19 protein-coding genes, 2 tRNA genes and 1 riboswitch are annotated in these 23,950 nt (G+C 70.8%); of the genes, 4 read left to right on the forward strand and 17 right to left on the reverse strand.

Annotated features, from left to right (window positions below; genetic code table 11):
- The first annotated feature begins 20 nt into the window (after window positions 1-20).
- Window positions 21-554, forward strand: a complete 534-nt coding sequence (infC, locus tag ASG29_RS09580; protein WP_055983194.1) for a translation initiation factor IF-3 — start codon at window positions 21-23, stop codon at window positions 552-554.
- A gap of 340 nt (window positions 555-894) precedes the next feature.
- On the opposite strand, the gene ASG29_RS09585 is transcribed toward infC, so the two are convergent.
- From ASG29_RS09585 to ASG29_RS09605, 5 genes are all read right to left on the reverse strand, one after another.
- A complete protein-coding gene (locus ASG29_RS09585) occupies window positions 895-3,639 on the reverse strand; it encodes a [protein-PII] uridylyltransferase (protein WP_055983196.1) in 2,745 nt (914 codons plus the stop codon).
- Between the two features lie 142 nt (window positions 3,640-3,781).
- On the reverse strand, window positions 3,782-4,513 hold the full coding sequence (locus ASG29_RS09590; protein WP_055983198.1) for a MerR family transcriptional regulator: 732 nt from the start codon (window positions 4,511-4,513) through the stop codon (window positions 3,782-3,784).
- Between the two features lie 109 nt (window positions 4,514-4,622).
- Window positions 4,623-6,557, reverse strand: coding sequence for a TonB-dependent receptor plug domain-containing protein (locus tag ASG29_RS09595; protein ID WP_055983200.1), 1,935 nt, complete (start codon window positions 6,555-6,557; stop codon window positions 4,623-4,625).
- A 191-nt stretch (window positions 6,558-6,748) separates the two neighbouring features.
- Window positions 6,749-6,971, reverse strand: a riboswitch (cobalamin riboswitch).
- 81 nt (window positions 6,972-7,052) lie between these two features.
- Complete coding sequence (locus tag ASG29_RS09600) at window positions 7,053-7,820, reverse strand: ABC transporter ATP-binding protein (protein ID WP_055983203.1); 768 nt, start codon at window positions 7,818-7,820, stop codon at window positions 7,053-7,055.
- On the reverse strand, window positions 7,814-8,800 hold the full coding sequence (locus tag ASG29_RS09605) for a FecCD family ABC transporter permease (protein WP_055983205.1): 987 nt from the start codon (window positions 8,798-8,800) through the stop codon (window positions 7,814-7,816). Before ASG29_RS09605 ends, ASG29_RS09600 begins: the two co-directional genes overlap by 7 nt.
- Before the next feature lie 541 nt (window positions 8,801-9,341).
- On the opposite strand from ASG29_RS09605, the gene ASG29_RS09610 reads away from it, so the two are divergent.
- Entirely contained in the window at window positions 9,342-10,148 is an 807-nt protein-coding gene (locus tag ASG29_RS09610) for an ABC transporter substrate-binding protein (RefSeq protein ID WP_055983207.1), read from the forward strand.
- Window positions 10,149-10,167: 19 nt separating this feature from the next.
- Here ASG29_RS09610 and ASG29_RS09615 read toward each other — a convergent pair whose 3' ends face one another.
- The 4 genes from ASG29_RS09615 to moaA form a co-directional block, all read right to left on the reverse strand.
- Window positions 10,168-10,764, reverse strand: a complete 597-nt coding sequence (locus ASG29_RS09615) for a CC0125/CC1285 family lipoprotein (protein WP_235532927.1) — start codon at window positions 10,762-10,764, stop codon at window positions 10,168-10,170.
- A gap of 116 nt (window positions 10,765-10,880) precedes the next feature.
- Window positions 10,881-10,955 (reverse strand) — tRNA-Asn (locus ASG29_RS09620).
- Between the two features lie 58 nt (window positions 10,956-11,013).
- On the reverse strand, window positions 11,014-11,808 hold the full coding sequence (locus ASG29_RS09625) for an NAD kinase (protein WP_055983209.1): 795 nt from the start codon (window positions 11,806-11,808) through the stop codon (window positions 11,014-11,016).
- Window positions 11,805-12,806: a GTP 3',8-cyclase MoaA gene (gene moaA, locus ASG29_RS09630; RefSeq protein ID WP_235532855.1), complete on the reverse strand. Its 1,002-nt coding sequence runs from the start codon at window positions 12,804-12,806 to the stop codon at window positions 11,805-11,807. The genes ASG29_RS09625 and moaA overlap by 4 nt, the downstream gene beginning before the upstream one ends.
- 93 nt (window positions 12,807-12,899) lie before the next feature.
- On the opposite strand from moaA, the gene ASG29_RS09635 reads away from it, so the two are divergent.
- Window positions 12,900-14,459, forward strand: coding sequence for a GGDEF domain-containing phosphodiesterase (locus tag ASG29_RS09635; RefSeq protein WP_082516052.1), 1,560 nt, complete (start codon window positions 12,900-12,902; stop codon window positions 14,457-14,459).
- A 480-nt stretch (window positions 14,460-14,939) separates the two neighbouring features.
- Here ASG29_RS09635 and ASG29_RS09640 read toward each other — a convergent pair whose 3' ends face one another.
- The 8 genes from ASG29_RS09640 to ASG29_RS09675 all read right to left on the reverse strand — a co-directional run bounded on the left by ASG29_RS09640 (window position 14,940) and on the right by ASG29_RS09675 (window position 21,971).
- The gene (locus tag ASG29_RS09640; RefSeq protein WP_055983213.1) at window positions 14,940-15,611 is read right to left on the reverse strand and encodes a spermidine synthase; all 672 of its coding nucleotides are present in this window, start codon (window positions 15,609-15,611) and stop codon (window positions 14,940-14,942) included.
- On the reverse strand, window positions 15,608-15,991 hold the full coding sequence (locus ASG29_RS09645) for a DUF6481 family protein (protein ID WP_055983215.1): 384 nt from the start codon (window positions 15,989-15,991) through the stop codon (window positions 15,608-15,610). The genes ASG29_RS09640 and ASG29_RS09645 overlap by 4 nt, the downstream gene beginning before the upstream one ends.
- Window positions 15,992-16,073: 82 nt before the next feature.
- Window positions 16,074-16,149, reverse strand: a tRNA-Lys gene (locus tag ASG29_RS09650).
- Window positions 16,150-16,248: 99 nt separating this feature from the next.
- Complete coding sequence (gene rodA, locus ASG29_RS09655; protein ID WP_055983217.1) at window positions 16,249-17,355, reverse strand: rod shape-determining protein RodA; 1,107 nt, start codon at window positions 17,353-17,355, stop codon at window positions 16,249-16,251.
- Window positions 17,355-19,484 (reverse strand): penicillin-binding protein 2, encoded by a 2,130-nt coding sequence (gene mrdA, locus ASG29_RS09660; protein WP_055983219.1) that lies wholly within the window; start codon window positions 19,482-19,484, stop codon window positions 17,355-17,357. Before mrdA ends, rodA begins: the two co-directional genes overlap by 1 nt.
- Window positions 19,484-19,957: a rod shape-determining protein MreD gene (gene mreD / locus ASG29_RS09665; protein WP_055983220.1), complete on the reverse strand. Its 474-nt coding sequence runs from the start codon at window positions 19,955-19,957 to the stop codon at window positions 19,484-19,486. The genes mrdA and mreD overlap by 1 nt, the downstream gene beginning before the upstream one ends.
- Before the next feature lie 32 nt (window positions 19,958-19,989).
- A complete protein-coding gene (gene mreC / locus ASG29_RS09670; protein WP_055983222.1) occupies window positions 19,990-20,904 on the reverse strand; it encodes a rod shape-determining protein MreC in 915 nt (304 codons plus the stop codon).
- A gap of 26 nt (window positions 20,905-20,930) precedes the next feature.
- Window positions 20,931-21,971, reverse strand: coding sequence for a rod shape-determining protein (locus ASG29_RS09675; RefSeq protein ID WP_055983224.1), 1,041 nt, complete (start codon window positions 21,969-21,971; stop codon window positions 20,931-20,933).
- A 135-nt stretch (window positions 21,972-22,106) separates the two neighbouring features.
- Between ASG29_RS09675 and mutL the strand changes: the two genes are divergently transcribed.
- Window positions 22,107-23,927, forward strand: a complete 1,821-nt coding sequence (mutL, locus tag ASG29_RS09680; protein ID WP_055983226.1) for a DNA mismatch repair endonuclease MutL — start codon at window positions 22,107-22,109, stop codon at window positions 23,925-23,927.
- Window positions 23,928-23,950: the final 23 nt, after the last annotated feature.

Raw genomic sequence — 23,950 nt, forward strand, 5'->3', positions numbered from 1 at the left:
CAACACCCATACGTCCTCCCATGATGCGCCGACCGAACCAGGCGCCACCCATGAACGGCCCGCGATTCAACGAGTGGATCCAGAGCCCCAAGGTCCGCGTGATCGATCACGAGGGCGAGAACCTCGGCGTCATGTTCACGCGCGAGGCGATGGAGCAGGCCAAGGAGGTCGGGCTGGACCTGGTCGAGGTGTCGCCCAACGCCGACCCGCCGGTCGCGAAGTTCCTGGACGTGGGCAAGTTCAAGTACGAGGCGCAGAAGAAGGCGAACCTCGCGCGCAAGTCGCAGAAGACGCAGGAGATCAAGGAGATCAAGATGCGTCCGAACATCGACGACCACGATTACGATACGAAGATGAAGAAGGTCGCCGAGTTCATCGGCGAGGGCGACAAGGTGAAGGTCACGATGCGCTTCCGCGGTCGCGAGCTGTCGCATGGTCAGCTCGGCATGAACGTGCTCCAGCGCGTGGCCGAGCAGGTCGCCGAGGTCGCGAAGGTCGAGGCCTATCCGCGCATGGAAGGCCGGCAGATGCTGATGGTGCTGGCGCCGAAGTAGTCCGGCGGGCCCCGACCGCCGGTGGCGGCGGTTTGGCTCGCGAGCGGGGGCGGGTCAGGCTTCCTCGTGCTCCCGGTCATCGCCCGGACCGGATCCCCGCCTTCGCGGGGACATCGGTGTCGAGCAGAACGAACGGACGCGGATCGCGTGCACAGTCGTCATGCCGGACCTGATCGGGCATCCATGGTGCCGCGAGAGCAAGGCGCGTTGTACGCGCGGCACGATGGACCCCGGAACAAGTCCGGGGTGACGGCAGCGGGGTCGGCGTCGTTCGGACGCGGAACGCTCGCAGGCAGGTGCGTTACGTAGCGCTGGTGTAGCACCCGCTCAACGCACGCCCCTACGCTGCCTCCTCGTACACCGTCCCCGCCGCCGCCGCGAGGAGGCGTTTCTCCAGCGTCTTCACGCGCGCGCCGGGCGCCAGTTTGTCGCCCGTCAGGTCGGTCAGGTAGAAGGTATCGACCGCGCGCTCGCCATAGGTGGCGACATGGGCGGAATGGATCGTCACCTTGCTGAGGAACAGTGCGTGTGCGAGCCGGTTGAGCAGCGCGGGGCGGTCGCGCGCGTTCACTTCCACGACGGTGAAGCGGTTCGACGCCTTGTGGTCGACCAGCACGTTGGGCTCGATCCGGAAGGCGTCGGCGCGCACCCGCGGCGCGGGCTTCGCCTTCAGCCGCTCGCCCAGTTTCCAGCGTTCGGCCAGCGCGTCGCGGATCGCGGTTTCCAGCCGGGCGAGCTGCTCCGCCTCGTCGAACATCCGGCCCAGCGGGTCCTGCACCAGGAAATTGTCGAGCGCCATGCCGTCGCGCGTCGTGTGGATGCGCGCATCGATGATGTTGCCGCCCGCGACGTGGATCGCGCCCGCGATGCGGCTGAACAGGCCGGGATGGTCGGCGGCGTAGACGGTCACCAATGTCGCGCCGCGATCCGGATACACCTGCGCCCCGATCGACAGCGGCGCGTCGCCCGCGTGGCCCACGAACGCCGCGTTGCGCGCCAGCACGTCCGCGGGCTCCGCGATCCAATAGGGTTCGGGAAGGCGGCGGACATAGGCGGCCAGCGTGTCCGCGTCCCACCCCATCGCGACGCGCAGGTCGTCCTGCTTCGCCAGCAGCCGCTCGGTCCGGCCCTTGTGCTTGTGCCCCAGCCGCAGGACTTCCTCCCCCGCCTCGAACAGGTCGGACAGTAACTGCCGCTTCCATCCGTTCCACGTTCCCGGCCCGACCGCGCGGATGTCGACGACGGTCAGGACCAGCAGCAGGCGCAATCGCTCGGGCGACTGGACCACCTGGGTGAAATCCAGGATCGTCTTGAAATCGCTGAGGTCGCGCTTGAACGCGGTGGCGCTCATCAACAGGTGGTGGCGCACCAGCCACGCGACCGTCTCCGTCTCCGCCTTGGTCAGGCCGAAGCGCGGGCACAATCGCTCCGCCACCGCGGCGCCCAGGATCGAATGGTCCCCGCCGCGCCCCTTCGCGATGTCGTGCAGCAGCACCGCGACGTACAGGACGCGGCGCGACACGATGTTCTGCATCACGTCGGTCGCGAGCGGATGGTCCGTGTCCAGCTCGCCCTTCTCGATCCGGCTGAGCAGGCCGATGGCGCGGATCGTGTGTTCGTCGACGGTGTAGTGATGGTACATGTCGAACTGCATCTGCGCCACGACGCGCGCGAAATCGGGGACGAAGCGCCCCATGACCCCGGTTTCGTTCATCCAGCGCAGCACCAGCTCGGGATCGTTGCGGCTGGTCAGCACCTCCAGGAACAAGGCGTTGGCGCGCGGATCGCGGCGTACCCCGTCGGCCAGCTTCGCGTCGCGCGTGGCGCAGCGCAGCGTCAGCGGATGGATTTCCACCGATTCCGCCGCGGCGATCGCGAACAGTTCGACCAGTCGTACCGGATCGTCGCGGAAGAAATCGTCGTCGGGGATCGACAGCCGCCCGCGTTCCAGGACGAAGCCCGCAAGCTTCTTGGGCCCGCGCAGCAGCCGCGTCAGCCCGTCGCGCTTGCGCGCGCGCGCGAAGCGTTCCTCCATATGTGCCAGGAACAGGCCGGTCAGCGAGCCGACGGTTTTCACCTGCAAAAAGTAGAATTGCATGAAGCGTTCGACCGCGCTTTTCCCCGGTCGGGCGGCGTAGCGCATCCGGTTCGCGATCTCGCGCTGGTAATCGAAGGTCAGCCGGTCCTCCGCCCGCCCCGCGACCAGATGCAGGTGGCAGCGGACGGCCCACAGGAAATTGTCCGCGCGGTGGAAGGCGCGATATTCGGTGCGCGTGAACAGGCCCTCGCCGACAAGCTCGGTCGCGCGCTCCACGCCGTAGACGTACTTCCCGATCCAGAACAGGGCGTGCAGGTCGCGCAAGGCGCCCTTGCCCTCCTTCACGTTCGGTTCGACGACGTAGCGCGTGTCGCCCATGCGGACGTGGCGCGCGTTGCGCTCGGCCAGCTTGTCGGCGATGAACTGCCGCTCGGTCCCCGCCTTCACCTCGGCGCGGAAGCGGCGCGACGCTTCCTCGTACAGGGGCTCGTCGCCCCAGACGTGCCGCCCTTCGAGCAACGCGGTACGGACGGTCACGTCGCCCTTCGCCTGCCGCACCATTTCGTCCAGGCTGCGGCTGGAATGACCGATCTTCAGGCCCAGGTCCCAGAGGGCGTAGAGGATCGATTCGATCACCTGTTCCGCCCATGGCGTCTGCTTCCACGGCGTCAGGAAGCCGATGTCGACGTCGGAGAAGGGCGCCATCTCCCCGCGGCCGTAGCCGCCGACCGCGACGAGGGTCAGTCTCTCCGCCGCGGTGGGATTGGACAGGGGATAGAGGCGCTGGGTCGTGAAATCGGACAGCGCGACCAGGATCTGGTCGGTCAGATACGCCTGCGCGTTCGCCGCCTCCAGCCCGCGCGACGGGTTCGCCTCCAGCCGCCGCGCGACCTCCGCGCGGCCGTCGTCCAGCGCCTGTTTCAGGATCGCGGTGGCGGCGCGGCGCAGGTCGGTGCCGCTTCCCTCCAACGCGGCGAGCGCATCGGCCAGACCCCGCCGGCTGACGAGGGCGCGACGATGGGGAACGTGATCGAAACGGCCGGGCATGGGCGGTACATGGCGTGGGAAGCGGCAAAAGGACAGGGGGTGCCCGTGTTCCCGCGCAGGCGGGAACCCGGGGTTGTGGAGAACGACGGCCGTCGTCCGCGTAACCCTGGGCTCCCGCCTGCGCGGGAGGACGGGGAGGAAGCTATGCCTTCCTTGCCGCGCCGACGAACGCCATCAGCGCGGGCGTCATCGGCAGGGCGTCCTTCGCCGCCGGGTCCGCCATCGCATCCTGCCACGCCGATCCCAGCTTCGCGAAGGTCGCCGGGTCGCCGCCGGTGAAGCGCTCCACCTGCGCGAACCAGCGGCGCGCGAGGTCCTTCGCTTCGGGCGTGCCCGGATCGCCCGTGGCCATCAACGCCGTCGCCTCCGCGATCAGCGCGTCCCACTCGCGCGACACCTGTTCCTGATCGAAGGGCGGCGCTTGGGTCGCCAGCCGTTCGCGGTCCTCCGCACTGAAATGCCGCGCGACATGCGGGCGCATCGCCGCCTCCATGGCCCTGTCCCTCTGTTCGGTCATCGTCGTCTCCCTCGTCAATCGTGCCAGATCGTCGGGCGAGAGCGCGGTCCCGCGTGCCAGCGTCGCGCGCGCCGCGGCGATCAGCGCGAGGCCGCGCCGCGCCTCGTCCACGCGCGCCGCCAGCACGTCCTGCTGAAGCGCCAGCACCGCATCGAGTGCGGCGAACCGCCCCTCCAGCAGGGCCGCCATCTCCCGCAGCGGCAGGCCCAGCCGTTTCAGCGCCAGCACCTGGTGCAGCCGTGCGGCATGGGCCGGGCCGTAGACGCGATAGCCCGCGGCGGTCCGGTCCGGCGTCACCAGCCCGGCGCGCTCGTACACGCGCAGCGCCTTCGCGCTGACGCCGAGGCGCCGGGCCATCTCGCCGGGTCCGTACCAACCATCCACCGAATCACGCTCCCGCTTCCGACACGCGGGCAGATGCGGCCGGACCCAGGGGACGGGTCAAGCCGCTTCGCGCGATCCGCGGCTACAGGCGGGCGCGGATGCCGGCATAGCCGCCCGCGCCGGGGGTGGCGAAGCCGAACACCTCCTCGTACCGCTCGCTGAACAGGTTCTCGACGCGCCCGAACAGCGACAGGCGCTCCGTCAGGCGATAGTCGGCGGCCAGGTTCACCAGCACATAATCCTGCATCGCAACGGTGACGGGCCGGAAGCTGGGATCGGTGAACGCGACATCGGTCTGGCGCCCGTTGTAGCGGACGGTCAGCGTGCCCGACAGGCGGCGGTCGGTGCCGAACACGGTCGTGTTCAGGCTGGCGACGTGGCGGGGGCGGCGGACCTCCTCCACCCCGTTCTCCCGCGCGCGCAGGTAGGTATAGGCCAGGTCGAACTTCAGCTGCGGGATCGGCGTCGCCGAGCCGAACACCTCCACGCCGTGCTGGCGCGAGCGCGTCGTGCGGTTGGCGGGGGTGGCGACGAACGTGGGGGGGGCGAAGGTCGTGAAGATCTCGTCCTCCAGCACGCTATCGAAATACGTCGCGCCGACCGTGGCCTTCCCGCCCGCGATCTCCTGATCCGCGCCGGCCTCCCAGCCCCTCGACTTTTCGGGCCGCAGGTTCGGGTTGCCGATGTAGCGGCCGTCGGAGAAGCCGAACAATTCGAAATAGCCCGGATTCTTGACGCCCGTCCCGTACGCGCCGCGCGCGCGCAGTCCGAAGGGCAGGCGATAGCCCGCCTGTGCGCGCCACGTCGTGACGTCGTCGAAGCGCGAATTCTCGTCGCGCCGGATGCTGGCGCCCGCGGAAAATGCGTCGTCGACGGTCAGTTCGTACTGGCCGACGAAGCCCCAGTTGGTCGTCGCGCGGCGGCCCTGGAAGGCGAAGGGGGACGGCGTGGTGTTCCGGAATACCTCGCGCTCCAGGTCGACCGCCGCGGTCACGCGATTGACGACGCGGTCGCTGCCGAAGCGCAGGCTGGTCTCCGCCGATCCCTTGTAGCGGCGCCCTTCGTTGCCGAAGCTACGCTCCCCGCCGTCGAAGCCGCGACGGTCCGAATCCGCGATCTGCCCCGTCACGGCCGTGACCCAGCGGCCGTCGGCCAGCGCCAGCTGCGCGCGCGCGAGGCCGTAGAACGCCTCGTTGCGCACCTTCACCCCCGGACTGTCGATCGGCAGGCCGAAGTTCGGGCTGACGGGATTGCCCTGCGTGTCGTTCGACAGCGCATCGACATGGCTGTAGCGGCCGACGCCGGTCAGCGTGAAGACGTCGGACGGCGTCCATGTGGCCTTCGCCGTCGCGCCGATGCTGGTCGATCCGATATCGCGCGATCCGCCGCGCGCGGTCGGGGTGCCGTCGGTGCGATACAGCGACGTCGACAGTGCATAGTCGACCGTATCGCCCGCCCCCGCGGCACGCGCGCCGCCCGCGAAGGTGCCGAACGATCCGCCCTCCGCGCGCAGCGACAGGCCCGGTGCCTCGCGGCCGGTGAGGGTGATGTACTGGATCACGCCGCCGATCGCGTCGCTGCCGTAGAGCGACGATTGCTGGCCGCGCAGGACCTCGATCTTCGCCGCCTCGTCCGCGATCAATGTGCCGAAGTCGAACTCGCCCTGATACGGGTCCGACACCTCGATGCCGTCGATCAGGACCAGCACGTGGTTCGCCTCGCTCCCGCGGATACGCACCTGCGTCATGCCGCCGACCGCGCCGGTGCGGCTGACCGCCAGGCCGGGGACGTCGCGCAGGATGTCCGACACGATCCGCGTCTGCCGCTCCGCCAGATCGTCGGGTCCCAGCAGGGTGATGGAGGCGGGCAGGTTCCTGACCTCCGTCGCCTCGCCGGAGCGCGATCCGGTGACGACGATGGCGTTCCCCGCCTCGTCGGTGGTGGGCAGTGTCGGATTGCTCTGCGCCAGCGACGGGGTCGTGGCGATCAGTGCCAGTAGCGATACGATGGTCTTCATTTCCGTTCTTCCCCCGCGTCGAGTCCGAGAACGCGGTGGGGGCGGTCCGTCCGGCGAGCGGGCGAACGCCGGCGCATGGCGCACGGGCGAACGCGGGGCCCGGACGACAGGCGCCGTCCGCAGCCCCCGGCCGCGTGGCGTCAGTCGCTCGAACGGACGTTTCCGTGCCCCGGCCATCCCCTGGACGCGCGGCATGAGCGACACGCGCCGGCAGGTCTCCTGGCTCGCGGGTCACAGCATCGACGCACGCCTTCCCAGGTTTCCCCAGTGGCTGCGGCGGGATGCCCCGCCGCCCGTGCGTCTCGCTCGCCGCTTACAGTTGCAGGGACAGCCGCGGATTCGGACGGTTCCTCGCCGTCCTCACCGCATTCCCGATTAAGCCCCTCGCGGGGCACCGGCGCGATCCGGCGCGGGCCGAAGGCCCGAACCGTGCGCGCCCCATATCGCACGTGCAGCATCGCGCAAGCGGCAATCGGCGCCTCGGCATGGGCCGGATCAGCGGATGCGGTCGAGCGGGACCAGCGCGGGTTCGCCGCGACCGCCGAAGAAGGCGGTGATGCCATATACTTGCGCCAGAAGATGCGGTGTCAGCACCGATAACGGCGCCCCGTCCGCGACCAGCGCGCCGTCATGCAAGACCAGGATGCGGTCGCAGAATCGCGCCGCCAACGACAGGTCGTGCAGGACCGCCAGGACCAGGACGCCCGCATCGGCCTCCGCACGGAGCAGCTCCATTCCCTCGATCTGGTGCGCGGGGTCCAGGCTGGCGAGCGGTTCGTCGACGACCAGTGCGGGCGCCTCCACCGCCAGCGCGCGGGCGAGCAGCACCCGCGCGCGCTCCCCGCCCGACAAATCGGTGGCGGTCCGCTCCGCCAGGTCGGCGACCCCGGCGCGCGCCATCGCGCGGTCGATCGCGGCCCGATCCGCGGCGGATGGCCGCGAGAACGGGGCAAGGTGGGGCAGGCGGCCGAGCGCGACCAGGCGTGCGACGGTCAGCGGCCAGTGCAGCGTCTGCCCCTGCGGAAGATAGGCGACCCGCCGCGCGATCGTGGCGCGCGGCATGGTGGCGAGGGAGGCACCGTCGAGCGTGATCGTGCCGGTATGCGGGAGCAGGCCGAGCAGGGCGCGGACGAGAGTGGACTTGCCCGCGCCGTTGGGGCCGAGGATGCCGACCAGCCCGCCGTCGAGCGAGACGCCGACATCGCGCACCACGGCGCGCCCGCCGAGCGACACGCCCAGCCGGTCCGTCGCCAGCGTCACCACAATCGCCGCTCGCGCATCAGGTGCAGCAGGAACACCGGCACGCCCAGGAAGGCGGTGACGACGCCCAGCCGCAACTCGCTGGTCGTCGGGATCACGCGCACCGCGACGTCGGCGAACGTCAGCAATGCCGCGCCCGCCAGCGCGCTGGGCCACAGCAGCGCGGACGGGCTGCGATCGGTCAGCGGGCGGATCAAATGCGGCACGATCAGCCCGACGAAGCCGATCGCCCCCGACACCGCCACCGCCCCCCCGACGCCGATCGCGACCGCCAGCAACAACCGCCACTTCGTCGCGCTGAGGTCCGTTCCCAGCGCCGCGGCGCCGTCCTCCCCCAAGGTCAGCGCGTCAAGCGCGCGGCCCTGCCCGGCCAGGAGCAGCATGCCGACCGCGATGCACGGCAAGGCCAGCGCGACGTGGCGGAAGGACCGGTCCTCCAGGCTGCCGAGCAGCCACGTCATGATCTCCATCGCGGCGAAGGGATTGGGCGACAGGTTCAGCGCCAGGCTGATCCCCGCCCCCGCCAATGTCGACACCGCGATCCCCGCGAGGATCAGCGTCAGCGGACTCTCGGTCCCGCCCGACAGCGCGAACAGCAGCGCCAGCGCCCCCAGCGCGCCCGCGATCCCCAATGCGGGCAGGGCCAGCGCATGCCCGTCCGCCAGCCCGAAATACAACGCCACCACCGCACCCAGCGCCGCCCCGTTGGACGCGCCCAGCACCGACGGCTCCGCCAGCGGATTGCGCAGATATCCCTGCAACGCCGCGCCCGACACGCCCAGCATCGCCCCGACCGCAAGGCCCAGGATCGCGCGCGGCAGGCGCAATTCGATCAGGATCGCGCGCTCGACCGGGTCGCCATGCCCGAGCAGCGCCGCAACCGCGCGCGCCGGCGGGATCGACGCGCTGCCGACCGCGACCGCGAGCACGGCCGCGACGACGACGAGGAAGAGGAGGACGGGCCACAGCCGGCTGCGGGTCATGGATCTGGGGCTCGGGAGGATGGGCTGGGCGGCGTGTAGGCGCGGCGGGGAGCGGGGGCAATGATGCGCCGCCCTGCGCCGCCGTTCCCCGCCGAAGGCCGGGGTCCGGTCGGGAAGGCCGCCATGAGCCGGGCGCCCCGTCCCGAGACCGGCCCCCGTCGGTAGACGCACCCGTCATGCCGGGCTCGTCCCGGCATCCACCTCGCCGCATGCCTTGCCATCGTGATTGCGGCACCGTGAATGCCGGCACGCGCCCGAAATGACGAACGACCATCGGGCTGGCGCTGTGCCACCGCGCGCGCCCGGACGCATTCGATGCCTATGTCCTTCGGACACGTACCGCCGTTCGTGTCCCCCGCGCAGGCGGGGACCCAGTCTGGGCTCCCGCCTCCGCGGGAGCACAGTGGGACCAGGAGGATAGGGTCGAGTTCAAGAACCACGAACAACATTTAATGCTACCGCGATACGACGATTACCGGGACCAGCCCGGCCTGACGAACGGAACTGGCGCCGCGGCCCGGCCACGGGCAGAAGCGTGCCGATGCGCCTCCTCGCCCTCCCGCTCCTCCTCGCCACGATCGGCGCAGCCCCGGCGGCCCCCAAACGGATCGTGTCGCTCAACCTGTGCGCCGACCAGTATCTATTGGCGCTCGCCGATCGCGGGCAGATCGCCGCGCTGACGCAGTTCGCGCGCGATCCGGCGATGTCCGCGGCGGCGGCGGAGGCGAGGGGGGTGACGCTGACGCGCGGCGGGGCGGAGGACGTGCTGGCGCTGCGCCCCGACCTCATCATCGCCACCAGCGGGCGGCGGCAGGCGACGATGGCGCAATTGCGCGGCCGCCGGATCGCGACGCTCGATCTCGACCCGGCGAACAGCTACGCCGACATCGTGCGGCAGACGCGCGCGGTGGCGGCGGCGATCGGGCATCCGGCACGCGGCGAGGCGCTCGTCACGGCGATGGACGCCGCGCTCGCCCGGATCGCGCGCGACGCGGGCCGCGGGCGGGTCGCGGCCTATTACCAACGCCGCGGTTTCCTGACCGGGCAGGGGACGCTGGTCGACGACCTGATGCGCCGCGTCGGCCTGCGCAACCTGGCGACGACGCTGGGCAAGCCCGCGCTGGCCCGAATCGGGCTGGAGGAACTGGCACTGGCACGGCCGGACTATCTGATCGTGGAGGCGGCGACCGACCGGGTCGCGGATCAGGGGGTGGAGATGCTGCACCACCCGGTGCTCGCGCGCATCCCGCGCCTGCGCCTGCCGGAGGCGTGGACGGTCTGCGGCGGCCCCGCCTACGTCCGCGCGGCGATGTCGCTGGCGCGGCAAGTGCGGGCTCCGCGCCGATAAGGCGGGAGCCCGCGTCGCCTCACGGCTTGGGAAGGCGCACGGTCGGCCCGATATTGTCGATGACCGAGCGCGCGTTGAACGCACGCACGTTGCCGCGCTCGGGCGTGCCCTTGAACATAACGATCTCGGCCGACGCTTCGTACCGGTCGACGGTGCGCACGTCCGCGCCGCCGCCCCAGCCGCCCCACGGGCCGCCCCAGAAGGGATCCCAGGCGCGATAGCCGAACCCGCGACCGTAGAAGCCCCAGCGCGGACCCCACAGGCCGCCGCCGAACCCGCCGAAACCGGGACCGAACCCGCCGCCGGTGGAGAAGGTGCGCGCCTGCCGGTCGGTGTCGCGGTCGGCCATGACGAAATAATCGTAGCCGTTCTGCACCGTCAGTTCCGCCGCGCGGAACAACAGGTAGCGTTCCACCACGTCGCGATCGGTGACGGTGTTGCCCGCGAACGTCACGCGGAAGCGGTTCTGTTCGATGCGGATGTCGCTGTAGCCGCTGCGGTTGAAGCCCGATCCGGTCGCCGGGCGGTACGTCGTCTCGGTCGCGCAGGCGGCCACCAGCGTCGTGCTCGCCACGAGCGCCGCCACCATCGCCTTGCGACCCCAGTTGGTCACCATGTCAGTCACTCTCCGAACGCGCCGCAAGGGGACGGCGCGATGCGCCTGCGTAGGCGGTACGAGTGGAACGTGCGATGAACGGTTTGGGTCCGGGACGACGAAACCGGCTGCGCGACTGGCTCCCCGAGTAGGATTCGAACCTACGGCCATTCGATTAACAGTCGAATGCTCTACCGCTGAGCTATCGGGGAACGTGCGTCGCGGAAGGCGGCTCTATACGGGCAAAGCGCGCGCGTGCAACCCCATTCGTCACGCCAGAAACTGTTCCATCGTGATGCGGTCGTCCAGCGCATGGTCGGGGTCGAACAACAGGGTCAGTTCGCGCGAACGGTCGATCGCGATCGACACTTCGGCCACCTCGCGCACCTCGCGCTGGTCCGCCACCGCGGACACCGGGCGCTTCGCGGCGTCGAGCACGCGCAATGTCACGCGCGCGCGATCGGGCAGGATCGCGCCGCGCCAGCGCCGCGGGCGGAACGCGCTGATCGGGGTCAGCGTCACCAGGCTGGAGGCCAGCGGCAGGATCGGTCCGTTGGCGGACAGGTTGTACGCGGTCGACCCCGCGGGCGTCGCGACCAGGATGCCGTCGCACGACAATTCCTCCAGCACCACGCGGTCGTTCACCGACACCTGCAACTTCGCGGTCTGCCGCGTCTCGCGCAGCAGCGACACCTCGTTGATCGCGGGCAGGGTGTGGACGCGGCCGTCGACGCCGGTCGCGGTCATCGTCAGCGGCGCGACCTTGAACGCCTTCGCCCGCCGCAACCGCTCGTCCAGCCCGTGGCGCCGCCATTCGTTCATCAGGAAGCCGACGGTGCCCAGGTTCATCCCGAACACGGGCACGATCGTGCCGCGGCGTTCGAGCAGATTGTGCAGCGTCTGCAACATGAACCCGTCGCCGCCCAGCGCGATGACGAGGTCGGCGTCCTCCAGCCGGCACCATTCCCACGCGTCCGCCAGTTCGGCACGCGCCACCTGCGCCGGGGGAGTCGGCGACGCCACCAGCGCGCGCCGGGGATAGCCGTCCGATTCCCGGCTGTTCATCCGCCGGTGACGCTCATGTGGCGCGCGACCGCGGGCGCCTCGTCCGCGCCGATGCGGAAGTCGTGGCGGCGCGGCTTGGTCGCGAGCGCGTCCGCGATCGCGGCGTCGAGCGCGGGCACGCCGCCCTCGCGCAACGCCGACTTCAGGTCGCGGTGATCGTCATGGCCGAGGCAGGTGTACAGCCGCCCCTCGGTCGTCAGCCGCACGCGATTGCACCCGTCGCAGAAATTGGCGGTCAGCGGCGAGATCAACCCCAGCTTCGTCGCGCTGCCGTCGACCCGCCAGTAGCGCGCCGGCCCGCCGGTCGTCTGGCCGTCGCGCTCCAGCCGGTGCGTCGCCTCCAGCCGCTCCTTCACCACCGTCAGCGGCAGGAAGCGGTCGGTCCGATCCTCGTCGATCGCGCCCAGCGGCATCGTCTCGATCAGCGTCAGGTCGTGGCCCTCGCCCACGCACCAGTCGAGCATCCCCGCGATCTCGTCCTCGTTCAGGCCCTTCAGCGCGACCATGTTGATCTTCACCGCCAGCCCCGCCGCCTTCGCCGCCGCGATGCCGCCCAGAACTTGGGACAGGTCGCCGTGGCGGGTGATGAAGCGGAAGCGGTCGGCGTCGAGGCTGTCGAGGCTGACGTTCACGCGGCGCATCCCCGCATCGACCAGCGCGCCGGCATGCTGCGCCAGCCGCGTGCCGTTGGTCGTCATCGTCAACTCGTCGAGCGCGCCGCCGACGTGCCGGCCCAGCCGCCGCGTCAGGTCCATGACGTCGCGCCGCACCAGCGGCTCGCCGCCCGACAGCCGCACCTTGCGCACGCCGCGCGCGATGAACCGTTCGGTGATGACCGCCAGTTCCTCCAGCGTCGCGATCTTCTCGCGCGGCAGGAAGGTCATATGTTCCGCCATGCAATAACGGCAGCGCAGGTCGCAGCGATCGGTGACCGACACCCGCAGGTAGCGGATCGTGCGGCCGAAGCCGTCGACCAAGGGGGCGTTCGTATCGCTCACGATATGACAGCTAGGTCGTGGGACAGTGCCCGGCAAGAAGCGAATGGCGATGCGGCGACGCGACCGCTAGGGTCGGCGGTGATGGTTTCGGACATGGACGACGAACGCGCGACGGTACGGATCGTGCCGGGCGCGACAGACGATGTGGCGGAGGCGGTGGCGCTGGCCGGGTGGCGCATCGCGGACGACGCGCGCATGCTGCTGGTCGATGCGCGCACGGGCACGGCGGCGGTGGCGGCGGAGGATGCCCGCGCACAGGCGCGCGGCGCGGCGCTGGTGGCGCTGGTGACCGATCCGGCGGCGGCGGACCGCGTGTACGATGCGGGCGCGACGCATGTCGCGATCGGGCTCGAGACGTTGGGCGTGACGCTGCGGTTCGCCGCGCGCCACGTCCGGCGCGTGCGCGGCGACGGGCGGCGCGCGGACGAACTGGCGGCGGAGGAGGATGCCGCGGCCTTCGCGGCGGCGCATCCCGACGCGGGCGTGACCGCGATGATCGCGTCGCTGACCAGTTTCGAGATCGTCAACACCGCCTTCGGCCGCGCCACCGGCGACGCGCTGGTGCAGGCGGCGCAGGTCCGGCTGGCGCAGGCGCTGGCCGCGCATGCCGCGATCGTCACGCGCGACGGATCGACCTTCACGATCGTGCTGGCGGGCGAATCGGACAGCGCGCTGGCGGCGGTCGAGCGCGCGCTGGCGACTCCCTTCGCGGTGATGGGGGAGACGATCCAGGTCGGGGCGCGGATCGGCGTGGCGCGCGCGGGCAGCGAGGAGGCGCCCGCGGAGCTGCTGCGCCGTGCCGCGGAGGCGCTGGCGAACGCGCGCGGGGGGGAGGGGGCGACGACGCAGGTCGCGCCCGACCATGACGGCGCGGCGCTCAGCGCGCTGGCCGCGGACCTGCACCGCGCGATGGACCGCGGCGAGATCGAGGTGCTGTTCCAGCCGCAGGTCGCGCTGGCGACCGGGCGGATCGCGGGGGTGGAGGCGCTGGCGCGGTGGCAGCATCCGCGGCTGGGGATGCTGGGCGCGGCCAGCCTGCTGGCGGCGGCGGACCGCGCGGGGCTGGGCATCGCGCTGTCGGACCATCTGCAATCGCTCGCGCTGGCGCGCGTAGCGGCGTGGCCCGCGACGCTGGCGTCGCTGCGCGTCGCGGTGAACGTCACCGCGGCCGATGTTGCGCGCGCGGATTTCGCGGAGCGGTTCCTCGCCCGCGTCGCCGCAAGCGGGGTGGCGCCCGCGCGCGTGACGGCGGAGATCACCGAAGGCGGCCTGATCGACGATCTCGACGCGGTCGCGCCCGCGTTGCAGGCGGTGCGCGCCGCCGGGTGCCGGATCGCGATCGACGATTTCGGGACCGGCTATTCCAGCCTCGCCTATCTCGCCACGCTGCCGCTCGATTACCTGAAGATCGATCGCGCGCTGACGCAGGATATCGTCGGCGAACGCCGCCGCCGTGCGGTGGTCGAAGGCGTCATCGCCATCGCCGCGGCGCTGTCGCTGGAGACGATCGCGGAGGGCGTGGAGACCGAGGCGCAACGCGCGCTGCTCGCGGCGAAGGGGTGCACCTATTACCAGGGGTTCCTGTGCGCGGAGCCGCTGGACGATGCGGCGCTGGCGGGGTTGGTCGCCGAGACGTCATTGCGAGGAGCGTAGCGACGCGGCAATCCAGGGCCGATCGACATGCAATTTTACGGTGAAAGATGTTCGCGCGAAGCCGCAAAGACGCGAAGTGAGGCAAGAGATTGGTTCGCGCGGAGGCGCGGAAGGCGCGGCGAGTAAAGTGTAACGCAAACCGGCACTCCCTTTATCGAAGCAGCGACGTCGGATCGGCCGGTAATCGGCCCCTGGATCAGCCCGGTGCGCGACACCTCCGCGTCCTCCGCGCCTCCGCGTGAACCCGAACTTCCTTGCGGCTTCGCGGTTTCGCGGGAGCGTCTCACTCTGTCCCAGGTCGTTGAATGGCGCCATTGTGCTCCCGCGAAGGCGGGAGCCCAGACTGGGTCCCCGCCTTCGCGGGGACACAATGACACCGCAGGTCAGGTACGTCGGTCCTCCGCCTGCATCCCGTCACCCCCGACCTGATCCGGGGTCCATCGTGCCGTGAACCAGACTGTTGTCGCAAGAAGCGCCCGCTTACCCCGCGCGCGCGAACCAGATCACGTGCGTCGGCCCCTTGCCGTTCTCCCGCGCGCGCACCTTCACCTCGTCCACCGCGAAGCCGCCCTGCGCCAGCCGCCGCGCGAAGGCGGGGTCGGGCGCGGCGGACCAGACCGCCAGCACGCCGCCGGGGCGCAAGGCCATTCGCGCCTGCGTCAGCCCCCGCGCGGTATAGATGCCGTCGTTGGCGGGGCGGGTCAGGCCGTCGGGGCCGTTGTCGACGTCCAGCAGGATCGCATCGTACGTGCCCGCACCGGCACGGATCGTCGCGCCGACGTCACACATCTCCAGCGTGACGCGCGGGTCGTCCAGGCAGCCGTCGGTCAACGCCGCCATCGGCCCGCGCGCCCATTCGACGATGCCGGGCACCAGCTCCGCTACCGTCACCCGCGCCTGCGGGCCGAGTCGCGCCAGCAGCGCGCGCAGCGTGAAGCCCATGCCGTAGCCGCCGACCAGCACGTGCGGCGCGGGCCGGTCCGCGATCCGGTCCAGCGTCATCGTGCCCAGCGCGATTTCCGAGCCGCGTGCGCGCGTGCTCATCAATTCGTTGCGGTCGAGCACGATCATGAAATCGTCGCCGCGCCGGAACAGCCGCAGCGGCGGGCCGCCGGGCACCTCGGCCACACCGACCAGCTCGCGCGGGATCACTTCTTCTGGCGCGCCTTGCGTGCGGCGTAGCGGGCGTCGCGCGCCTCCTTCATCTCCGCCGCGGTGGGCAGGGACGGGGGACGCTTGGCCGCGGCGGCGGCTTCGGCGGCGGCCTGCTTCTCGGCCTCCTCCGCCTCGGCGGCGGCGGCGGCGGCGGCGCGCGCCTCCTCCTTCGCGGCCTTCTCGGCCTCGATCGCGGCGCGGCGCGCCTCGCGCTTCTCCGCCTCCGCGGCCGCGCGCGCCTCGTTCGCGGCGGCACGCGCGGCGACGACCTCGGGATCGGGCGCGGGCTTGTTCTTCAGCTTCTCCAGCGCCTTCGCCTTGGCATCGCGGGCAGCGGCGGCGCGGTCGTTGAAATCGGGGAGCTTGAAACCAGCCATGAAGATGTCGTGTCCTTTGGGATCGGGAGAAGGGCTATATAGCACAACGGCCCCGCATCGCTGCGGAGCCGTCGGAAAAATATGGTGGACGCACTTGGGCTCGAACCAAGGACCCGCTGATTAAGAGTCAGCTGCTCTACCAACTGAGCTATGCGTCCGTACGATGCGCGGTGGATGCCGCCTTGGAAAGGGCGACCCGCGATCGGGAAGCGCGCCGTTAGCAACCGGTGCCGGGCAATGCAAACGCCTTTTTCGTTTTACCAGCGCGCGGTGCGGCGGTTCGCCCGGTCGATCGCCATCAGCAGGCCGAGCGAGATGAGCACCGTCATCTGCGCCGACCCCCCGAAACTGACCAGCGGCAACGGGATGCCGACGACGGGGGCGAGGCCCATCACCATCGCCAGGTTGATCGCGACATAATAGAAGATCGTCGCCGCCAGCCCCGCCGCCGCCAGCTTCGCGAACCGCGTCTGCGCGCGCACGCCGACGTTCACGCCCCAGCGGATGACCAGCAGGAAGGCGGCGATGACGAAGATCCCGCCCAGCAGCCCCCATTCCTCCGCCATCGTGGCGAAGACGAAATCGGTATGCCCCTCCGGCAGGTAATCGAGGTGCGATTGCGTGCCGTTCAGGAAGCCCTTGCCCCACAAGCCGCCCGATCCGATCGCGATCTTCGACTGGCTGATGTGATAGCCGGTGCCCAGCGGATCGCTTTCGGGATCGAGGAAGATCAGCACGCGGTTGCGCTGGTAATCGTGCAGCACGAACATGAACGCCAGCGGCGCCGCGACCGCGACCGCCAGCGCGCCGCCGACGAACAGGCGCAACGGTACGCCCGCCAGGAACATCACCGTCCCCCCGCCGGCGCAGATCATGAGCGCGGTGCCGAGGTCGGGCTGGAGCATCACCAGCACCGCGGGCAGGCCGATCAGCACCGCGGCGGGCCAGATCGCCTGGAACCGCCGCGTCTCCGCCGCAGGCAGCATTTCGTAGAATCGCGCGGTGGCCAGCACGATCGCCAGCTTCATCAGTTCGGACGGCTGCAACCGGATGAAGCCCAGGTCCAACCACCGTTGACTCCCCCCGCGTACCGCGCCGAGGAATTCGACCAGCACCAGCGCGATCAGCAGCGCGCCATAGGCGGGAAAGGCGGCTTGCCGGAACCAGTCCAGCGGCACGCGCGACAGCACCAGCGCCCCGCACAGGAACACGCCGAAGCGGATGCCCTGCGGCAACGCCCACGGCCGCAGGCTGGCATTGGCGGCCGAATACAGGACCACCAGCCCGAAACAGCCGATCGCCGCGACCAGCAGCAGCATGCGCCACGGCAGCCCGGCGACCGCATCGGGCAGGGCGGGGCGCATCAGCGCGTGCCCTCGTCGGACAGCGGGGTGTTGCGGCGCTCCGCCTCGGTTTCCGGTTCGGGGGAGCCGATGCGCGCGGGACCGTCGCCGTTCTGGATGTCGCGCACGATCGCCTCGGTGCTGGCGTTGGAGGCGTCGGTGGCGGCGTCGACCGCGTTGGAGACGCTGGGCGCGGGGACGTCGTCCGCGGTCGCGGCGGCGCCCGGCGGCGGCGCCGACTGCATCGCGCGATACGCCGCCTCCTGCGCCGCCATGCGCGTGCGGATGTCGCCGCCCCATGTCGGCTCGACCTCCGCCAGGCTCTTCAGCGCGCGTTCGCGGTCGAACAGATACGTCATGATGTCGCGCCCGATCAGCGGGGTATCGAGGTTGCGGATCGTATGGCCGTTATGTTCCAGCACGATCGCCGCGGCGTAGCGCGGGTTGTCGTAGGGCGCGAAGCAGACGAACAGGGCGTGGTCGCGCAGCTTGAACGGCAATTGTCCGTTCGACAGCACGCCCGATCGCCGCTCCGCCATCGTGATCCGCCGGACCTGCGCCGTGCCCGTCTTCGCGGCCAGGCCGACGCCCGGGACCTGCAAGCGCGCCGCGCCGCCGGTGCCGCCGCCGTTGACGACACCGAACATCGCCTCGCGGATGATGCGGAAATGCTCCGGATCGATCCCGATCGGCTTCGCCGCCGGCTTGCGTGGATCGCGCAGCAACGTCGGGATCGTGTCCATCCCCGATGCGATCCGCGTCGCCATCACCGCCAGCTGAAGCGGGTTGGCGAGGACATAGCCCTGGCCGATCGACGCGTTCAGCGAATCGGCGACCTTCCAGTCGGTCCGGTATTTCCGCAGCTTCCACGCGCTGTCGGGCACGGTGCCGTAGCGCTGCGTCGTCAAGGGCAGGTCGAATTTCTGCCCCAGCCCCAGCATCCGCGCGACCGGCGCGACGCGGTCGTAGCCCAGCCGCCGGATCATTTCGTAGAAATAGATGTCGCAGGACTGCTCGATCGCCTGCTTCATGTTCAGCGGCCCGTGGCCGCGGCGCTTGTGGCAATGGAACACGCCGCTGCCCACGCGCAGCGCGCCGGAGCAGAAGATCCGCTCCTCCGGCTTCACCCCCGCCGCCAGCAGCGCCAGGCCGTTCATCGGCTTCACGGTGGAGCCGGGCGGGTACAGCCCCTGCGTCACCTTGTTCATCAGCGGAACGTGGTCGTCCTGCGACAGCATGTTCCATTCTAGGTGGCTGATCCCGTCGGAAAAGCTGTTCGGGTCGTAGGCGGGCATGCTGACCATCGCCAGCATCTCGCCCGACGCGACGTCGAACACGACCGCGGAGCCGGAATTGGTGCCCAGCCGGCGCGCGGCATATTCCTGCAATCCCGCATCGATCGTCAGCTGCACCGTCTTTCCCGGTACGTCGATGCGGGTGGCCAGTTCCTTCACCAGCTTCCCGCGCGCGGTCACCTCGATCCGCTTCGCGCCCGCCTTGCCGCGCAGGACGGGTTCCAGCGTCTTTTCCAGCCCGTCCTTGCCCAGCTTGAACCCCGGCGTGACCAGCAGCGGGTCGCGCGTCTCGCGGAACTGTTCCGCGGTGGCGCCGCCGACATAGCCGGTCAGGTGCGCCACCGCCGCGCCCGCGGGATACAGGCGCGCGAAGCCGCGCGTGGGGGCGACGCCGGGCAGCTCGGGCTGGCGCACCTGCACGGCGGCGAAGCGTTCCCAGTCGATATTGTCCGCGATCTCCACCGGCTGGAACCCGGCGGCCTTCTTCAAATCCTCCTCGATCCGCAGCATGTCCTCCGGCGTCAGGCGCAGCAGGCGGCGCAGCGCCTCCAGCGTACGGTCGCGATCGCGCAGCCGGTCGGGGATCACGTCGACGCGGAAATCGGTGCGGTTGCTGGCGATCGGCGCGCCGTGGCGGTCGATGATCCACCCGCGGCGCGGCAGGATGGCGGTCTGGCTGACGCGATTGCTCTCGCTCAACATGCTGTAGCGTTCGTTCTGCGCGATCGCGATCCAGCCCATCCGCCCGATCAGGACGCCGCCCACGCCCAGTTGCGCCGCGCCGAGCAGCCACGCGCGGCGCGAGAAGGTGATCGCCTGCGCCGCCTCTGTCATGATGCGGGGCGCGCGCCGCATCAGCCGACGCGCCTCAGGTCGACCCACGCGACGAATCGCGCGACCAGGGGGAAGACGAACACCGCGATCACGACCTGGAACGCCAGCGCGATGTCGACATGCGCGGTGATCGGCGTCGCGACGATCCGCCCGCCCGCCAGCACGAGCGCGATCGCCACCGTCGCGATGGCCCATGTCGTCCAGAAGTCGCGCACGCCCGATCGTGCCTCCAGCGCGTCGACGAGGAAATAGGCAAGCGGCCACAGCAACGTCGCGCTGCCCAGCGGCTGGCCCGACACCAAATCGTCGAAGAAGCCCAGCAACGCGGGCGCCCACAGCCGCAGTGCCAGCGGCGCCAGCAGACGCCACGCCAGCAGCATCAGCAGCCCCATCGGCGGCAGCAGCGGCAATGTCGCGCCCAGCGGCAGGATCGTCACCAGCGAGCCGGCCATCACGCTGGTCCACGGCAGCAGGCGCGCGCGATTGCCCGCCATCGGTTCCGCAAACGGGGAGCGCGGCGGCAGCGTCACGGCGCGCGTGTCGGGGCGGGGGCAGGGACAGGGGCGGGAGTCGGCGCCGCGGCGGGGGCGGGGGGCGGCGGCGCGAAATACTGCCGCGACACCATCGCGACGTCGAGCGAGTCGGGGCGCGCGAACGGCCGCGCGGGCGCGCTGTCGGTGCCCGCCGCCAGTCCCTGCGCCACCGGCACGCCGGGCGTGTAGATGCCCCCGACCCCGGTCGTCACGTACACGTCGCCCGCACGGAACTTGCCGTCCGCGGTATCGATCGTGCGGATGTCGACCAGGCCGTCGCCGCGTCCCGCCGCCAGCGCCGCGCGCCCGTCGCGCAGGCGGCGGACGGGGACGACGCTTTCGGGGTCGGTCAGCAGCAGGACGCGCGCGGTACCGGGGCCCGCCTCCAGCACGCGGCCGATCAGCCCCTCCGGCCCGCGGACCGGCTGCCCTTCCTCCACGCCCTGCCAGCGACCGGCGTTCAAGAGGCCGTAGCGCCGCGTGCTCGACGACGACGTGCTGACGATGCGCGTCACCGCGACGACGGTCGCGTCGCGTTCGCGGAACGCGACCAGGCGACGCAGGCGCGCATTTTCCAGCATCGCCGCACGGCCCGCCATCAACGCGCCCGCGCTGCGCTGCACCCGCGCCCTGAGCCGTTCATTCTCGCCGTGCACGTCGATCCATCCGCCGATCGCCTGCGGCACCGCCACGACGCCGCGCGCGACCCACGCCATCGCCGCGGAGACGGGCACGGTCACTTCCGCCACGCCCGATCGCACCGCGGCGAACCCCGTGGGATTGAACAGCGACAGCGCCAGCAGCGCCGCCCCCACCAGCGCGCCGGCGATCCCCAGCACCCAGGTGACGAACAGCCCGTATTGCGCCCGTCGCGAAAAGCCGGGGCGCCGATCGCGCGACGGCGCCATTCCCGCCTCCCTGCCGCTCGTGTCGGTCAGCCGTTCTGGAGCACGGCGCGGAACATCGGGTCTTCCAGCGCGCGGCCGGTCCCGATCGCGACGCAGATCAGCGGATCGTCCGCGATCGTGACGGGCAGCCCGGTTTCGTCGCGCAACACCTCGTCCAGCCCCTGAAGCAGCGCGCCGCCGCCGGTCAGGACGATGCCCTGGTCGACGATGTCCGCCGCCAGTTCGGGCGCGGTATTCTCCAGCGCGATGCGCACGCCGTCGACGATCGCGGCGACGGGCTCGCTGACCGCTTCGGCGATCTGCGCCTGCGTGATCTGGATCTCCTTCGGCACACCGTTCACCAGGTCGCGGCCCTTGATGTAGACGGTGCGGCCGACGCCGTCCGCGGGCGGCTTCGCGCAGCCCAGTTCCTGCTTGATCCGCTCCGCCGTCGCCTCGCCGATCAGCAGATTGTGGTTGCGGCGCACGTAGCTGACGATCGCCTCGTCCATCTTGTCGCCGCCCACGCGCACGCTGGTCGTATAGGCCAGGCCGCGCAGCGACAGCACCGCGACCTCGGTCGTGCCGCCGCCGATGTCGACGACCATGCTGCCGATCGGCTCGGTCACCGGCATGTCCGCGCCGATCGCCGCCGCCATCGGCTCCTCGATCAGGTACACTGCGCTCGCGCCCGCGTTCTGCGCCGCATCGCGGATCGCGCGGCGCTCCACCTTCGTCGAACCGGAGGGGACGCAGATCACGATCTCGGGCCAGCGCATGAAGCGGCGCTTGCCGTGCACCTTCTCGATGAAATACTTTATCATCTGCTCGGCGACGTCGATGTCCGCGATCACGCCGTCGCGAAGCGGGCGGATCGCCTCGATCGAACCCGGCGTCTTGCCCATCATCAGCTTCGCGTCGTTGCCGACCGCCTTGACGCGCTTCACCCCGTTGATCGTCTCCACGGCCACCACCGACGGCTCGTTCAGCACGATGCCGCGGCCGCGCACGTACACCACCGTGTTGGCGGTGCCGAGGTCGATCGCCATGTCGTGCGAGGTCATCTTGAACAGGCGCGAAAGAAACATGGTGGGGGTGTCCGTCAGGCCGGCGGGTGCCGGGGTGATCGCCGATCATCCCGCACGGGCCGATGCCGTTAAAAGGCCTCGACCGAGTCTTCTTGAGGCTCGCGGGATGGGGTCGCTTGGGCTAGGGACCGCATCGTGTCAATACGCCGTCTCCCCTCGCATCTGGTCAACCGTATCGCCGCCGGTGAAGTGGTGGAAAGACCGGCCAGCGCGTTGAAGGAACTGGTGGAGAACGCGCTGGACGCGGGCGCCACGCGGGTCGGAATCGTGCTCGCCGCGGGCGGCGTGGAGCGGATCGAGGTGGCCGACGACGGCCGCGGAATGACCCCCGGGGACATCCGCCTCGCGCTCGAACGCCACGCCACCAGCAAGCTGCCGACCGACGATATCGAGGCGGTCGCGACGCTCGGTTTCCGGGGCGAGGCGCTGCCCTCGATCGCGTCGGTCGCGCGCGTGACGATCGAGAGCCGCCCGAACGGCGCGGAAGGCTGGGCGGTCACGATCGACAATGGCGCGACGGAGCGCGAGGGGCCCGCCGCGATGCCGCCGGGCACGCGCGTGGTGGTCCAGGGCCTGTTCGCGCGCGTGCCCGCGCGGCGCAAGTTCCTGCGGTCGGCGCGGGCCGAATACGGCGCCTGCATGGATGTGGTGAAGCGGCTGGCGATGGCGCGGCCGGAGGTCGCCTTCTCCGTCGAGCACGACGGCCGCCGTGCCCTGTCCGTACCCGCCGCTGCCGATCGCCCGGAACGCGTCGCCGCGCTGACCGACCGCGCGCTGATCGACAATTCGGTCGCGATCGATTTCGTGCGCGACGGCCATGTGCTGGGCGGCGTCGCGGGCCTGCCGACGTTCCATCGCGGCGTGGCGGACCACCAGTATCTGTTCGTGAACGGTCGCCCGGTGAAGGACCGGCTGCTGATCGGCGCGATCCGCGGCGCCTATGCCGAGATGATGCCGCGCGACCGCCACGCGGTCGTCGCGCTGTTCCTGGACGTGCCCGCGACCGAGGTGGACGTGAACGTCCATCCGGCGAAGACCGAGGTCCGCTTCCGCGACCCGCAGCTGGTCCGCGGCCTGATCGTGTCGGGCCTGCGCCGCGCGCTCGACGCCGCCGGGCACCGGGTGGCGCATGGGGCGCCGGCGGATGTGATGGCGTTGTGGCGATCCGAAGGCACCGTTTTCCCCGACCATCCCGGCGAAAGACGGGATCCAGGTGCGCCCTCCCCCGACTGGACCCCGGCGTTCGCCGGGGTGGAGAGCGACGGGGGAGGGGAGGGGCTTTCCCGCCATCTCCACGATCCCCGACCCACCTTCTTCGCCGCGCCCCCCGCGGCGCGCGCCGAACCCGCGTGGGCGCCACCCCCCGACACGCACGCCCACCCCATGGGCGTCGCGCGCGGGCAGGTGGCGAAGACCTATATCGTCGCCGAGGCGGAGGACGGCCTCGTGCTGGTCGACCAGCATGCCGCGCACGAGCGCCTCGTCCTCGAACGCATGCGCCGCGCACTGGCGGGCGGGCGCGTTGCGGCGCAGGCGCTGCTGATCCCCGAGGTCGTGGAACTGGACGAACCCGCCTGCGACCGGCTGGAGGCGCGCGCCGGGGAGCTGTCCGACTTCGGCCTCGACCTCGAACGCTTCGGCCCGCGCGCCATGCTGGTCCGCGCGACGCCCGCGCTGCTGGGACAGGCCGACCCCGCCGGCCTCGTCGCCGACCTGGCCGACGAACTGGCCGCCTATGACGAGGCGTTGTCCTTGCGCGAACGCCTCGACGCGTTGGCGGGCACGATGGCCTGCCACGGCTCCGTCCGCGCGGGCCGCGTGCTGTCGGTCGCGGAGATGAACGCGCTGCTCCGCGAGATGGAGGCGACCCCGCATTCGGGCCAGTGCAACCACGGGCGACCGACGTGGGTGAAGCTGGCGAATTCGGACATTGAAAAGCTTTTTGGTCGAAGATGAACGGGTTATGGATGGGGGGCATT

The sequence above is a fragment of the Sphingomonas sp. Leaf412 genome, assembly GCF_001425405.1.
Taxonomy (GTDB): Bacteria; Pseudomonadota; Alphaproteobacteria; order Sphingomonadales; family Sphingomonadaceae; genus Sphingomonas.

Bases quoted from the DNA above. Each gene is read 5' to 3' on its own strand.
- infC (WP_055983194.1), top strand. From the start codon at position 21: ATGATGCGCCGACCGAACCAGGCGCCACCCATGAACGGCCCGCGATTC.
- ASG29_RS09585 (WP_055983196.1), bottom strand. From the start codon at position 3,639: ATGCCCGGCCGTTTCGATCACGTTCCCCATCGTCGCGCCCTCGTCAGC.
- ASG29_RS09590 (WP_055983198.1), bottom strand. From the start codon at position 4,513: ATGGCCCGGCGCCTCGGCGTCAGCGCGAAGGCGCTGCGCGTGTACGAG.
- ASG29_RS09595 (WP_055983200.1), bottom strand. From the start codon at position 6,557: ATGAAGACCATCGTATCGCTACTGGCACTGATCGCCACGACCCCGTCG.
- ASG29_RS09605 (WP_055983205.1), bottom strand. From the start codon at position 8,800: ATGACCCGCAGCCGGCTGTGGCCCGTCCTCCTCTTCCTCGTCGTCGTC.
- ASG29_RS09610 (WP_055983207.1), top strand. From the start codon at position 9,342: ATGCGCCTCCTCGCCCTCCCGCTCCTCCTCGCCACGATCGGCGCAGCC.
- ASG29_RS09615 (WP_235532927.1), bottom strand. From the start codon at position 10,764: ATGGTGACCAACTGGGGTCGCAAGGCGATGGTGGCGGCGCTCGTGGCG.
- ASG29_RS09625 (WP_055983209.1), bottom strand. From the start codon at position 11,808: ATGAACAGCCGGGAATCGGACGGCTATCCCCGGCGCGCGCTGGTGGCG.
- ASG29_RS09635 (WP_082516052.1), top strand. From the start codon at position 12,900: ATGGACGACGAACGCGCGACGGTACGGATCGTGCCGGGCGCGACAGAC.
- ASG29_RS09645 (WP_055983215.1), bottom strand. From the start codon at position 15,991: ATGGCTGGTTTCAAGCTCCCCGATTTCAACGACCGCGCCGCCGCTGCC.
- rodA (WP_055983217.1), bottom strand. From the start codon at position 17,355: ATGCGCCCCGCCCTGCCCGATGCGGTCGCCGGGCTGCCGTGGCGCATG.
- mrdA (WP_055983219.1), bottom strand. From the start codon at position 19,484: ATGCGGCGCGCGCCCCGCATCATGACAGAGGCGGCGCAGGCGATCACC.
- mreD (WP_055983220.1), bottom strand. From the start codon at position 19,957: ATGGCGGGCAATCGCGCGCGCCTGCTGCCGTGGACCAGCGTGATGGCC.
- mreC (WP_055983222.1), bottom strand. From the start codon at position 20,904: ATGGCGCCGTCGCGCGATCGGCGCCCCGGCTTTTCGCGACGGGCGCAA.
- ASG29_RS09675 (WP_055983224.1), bottom strand. From the start codon at position 21,971: ATGTTTCTTTCGCGCCTGTTCAAGATGACCTCGCACGACATGGCGATC.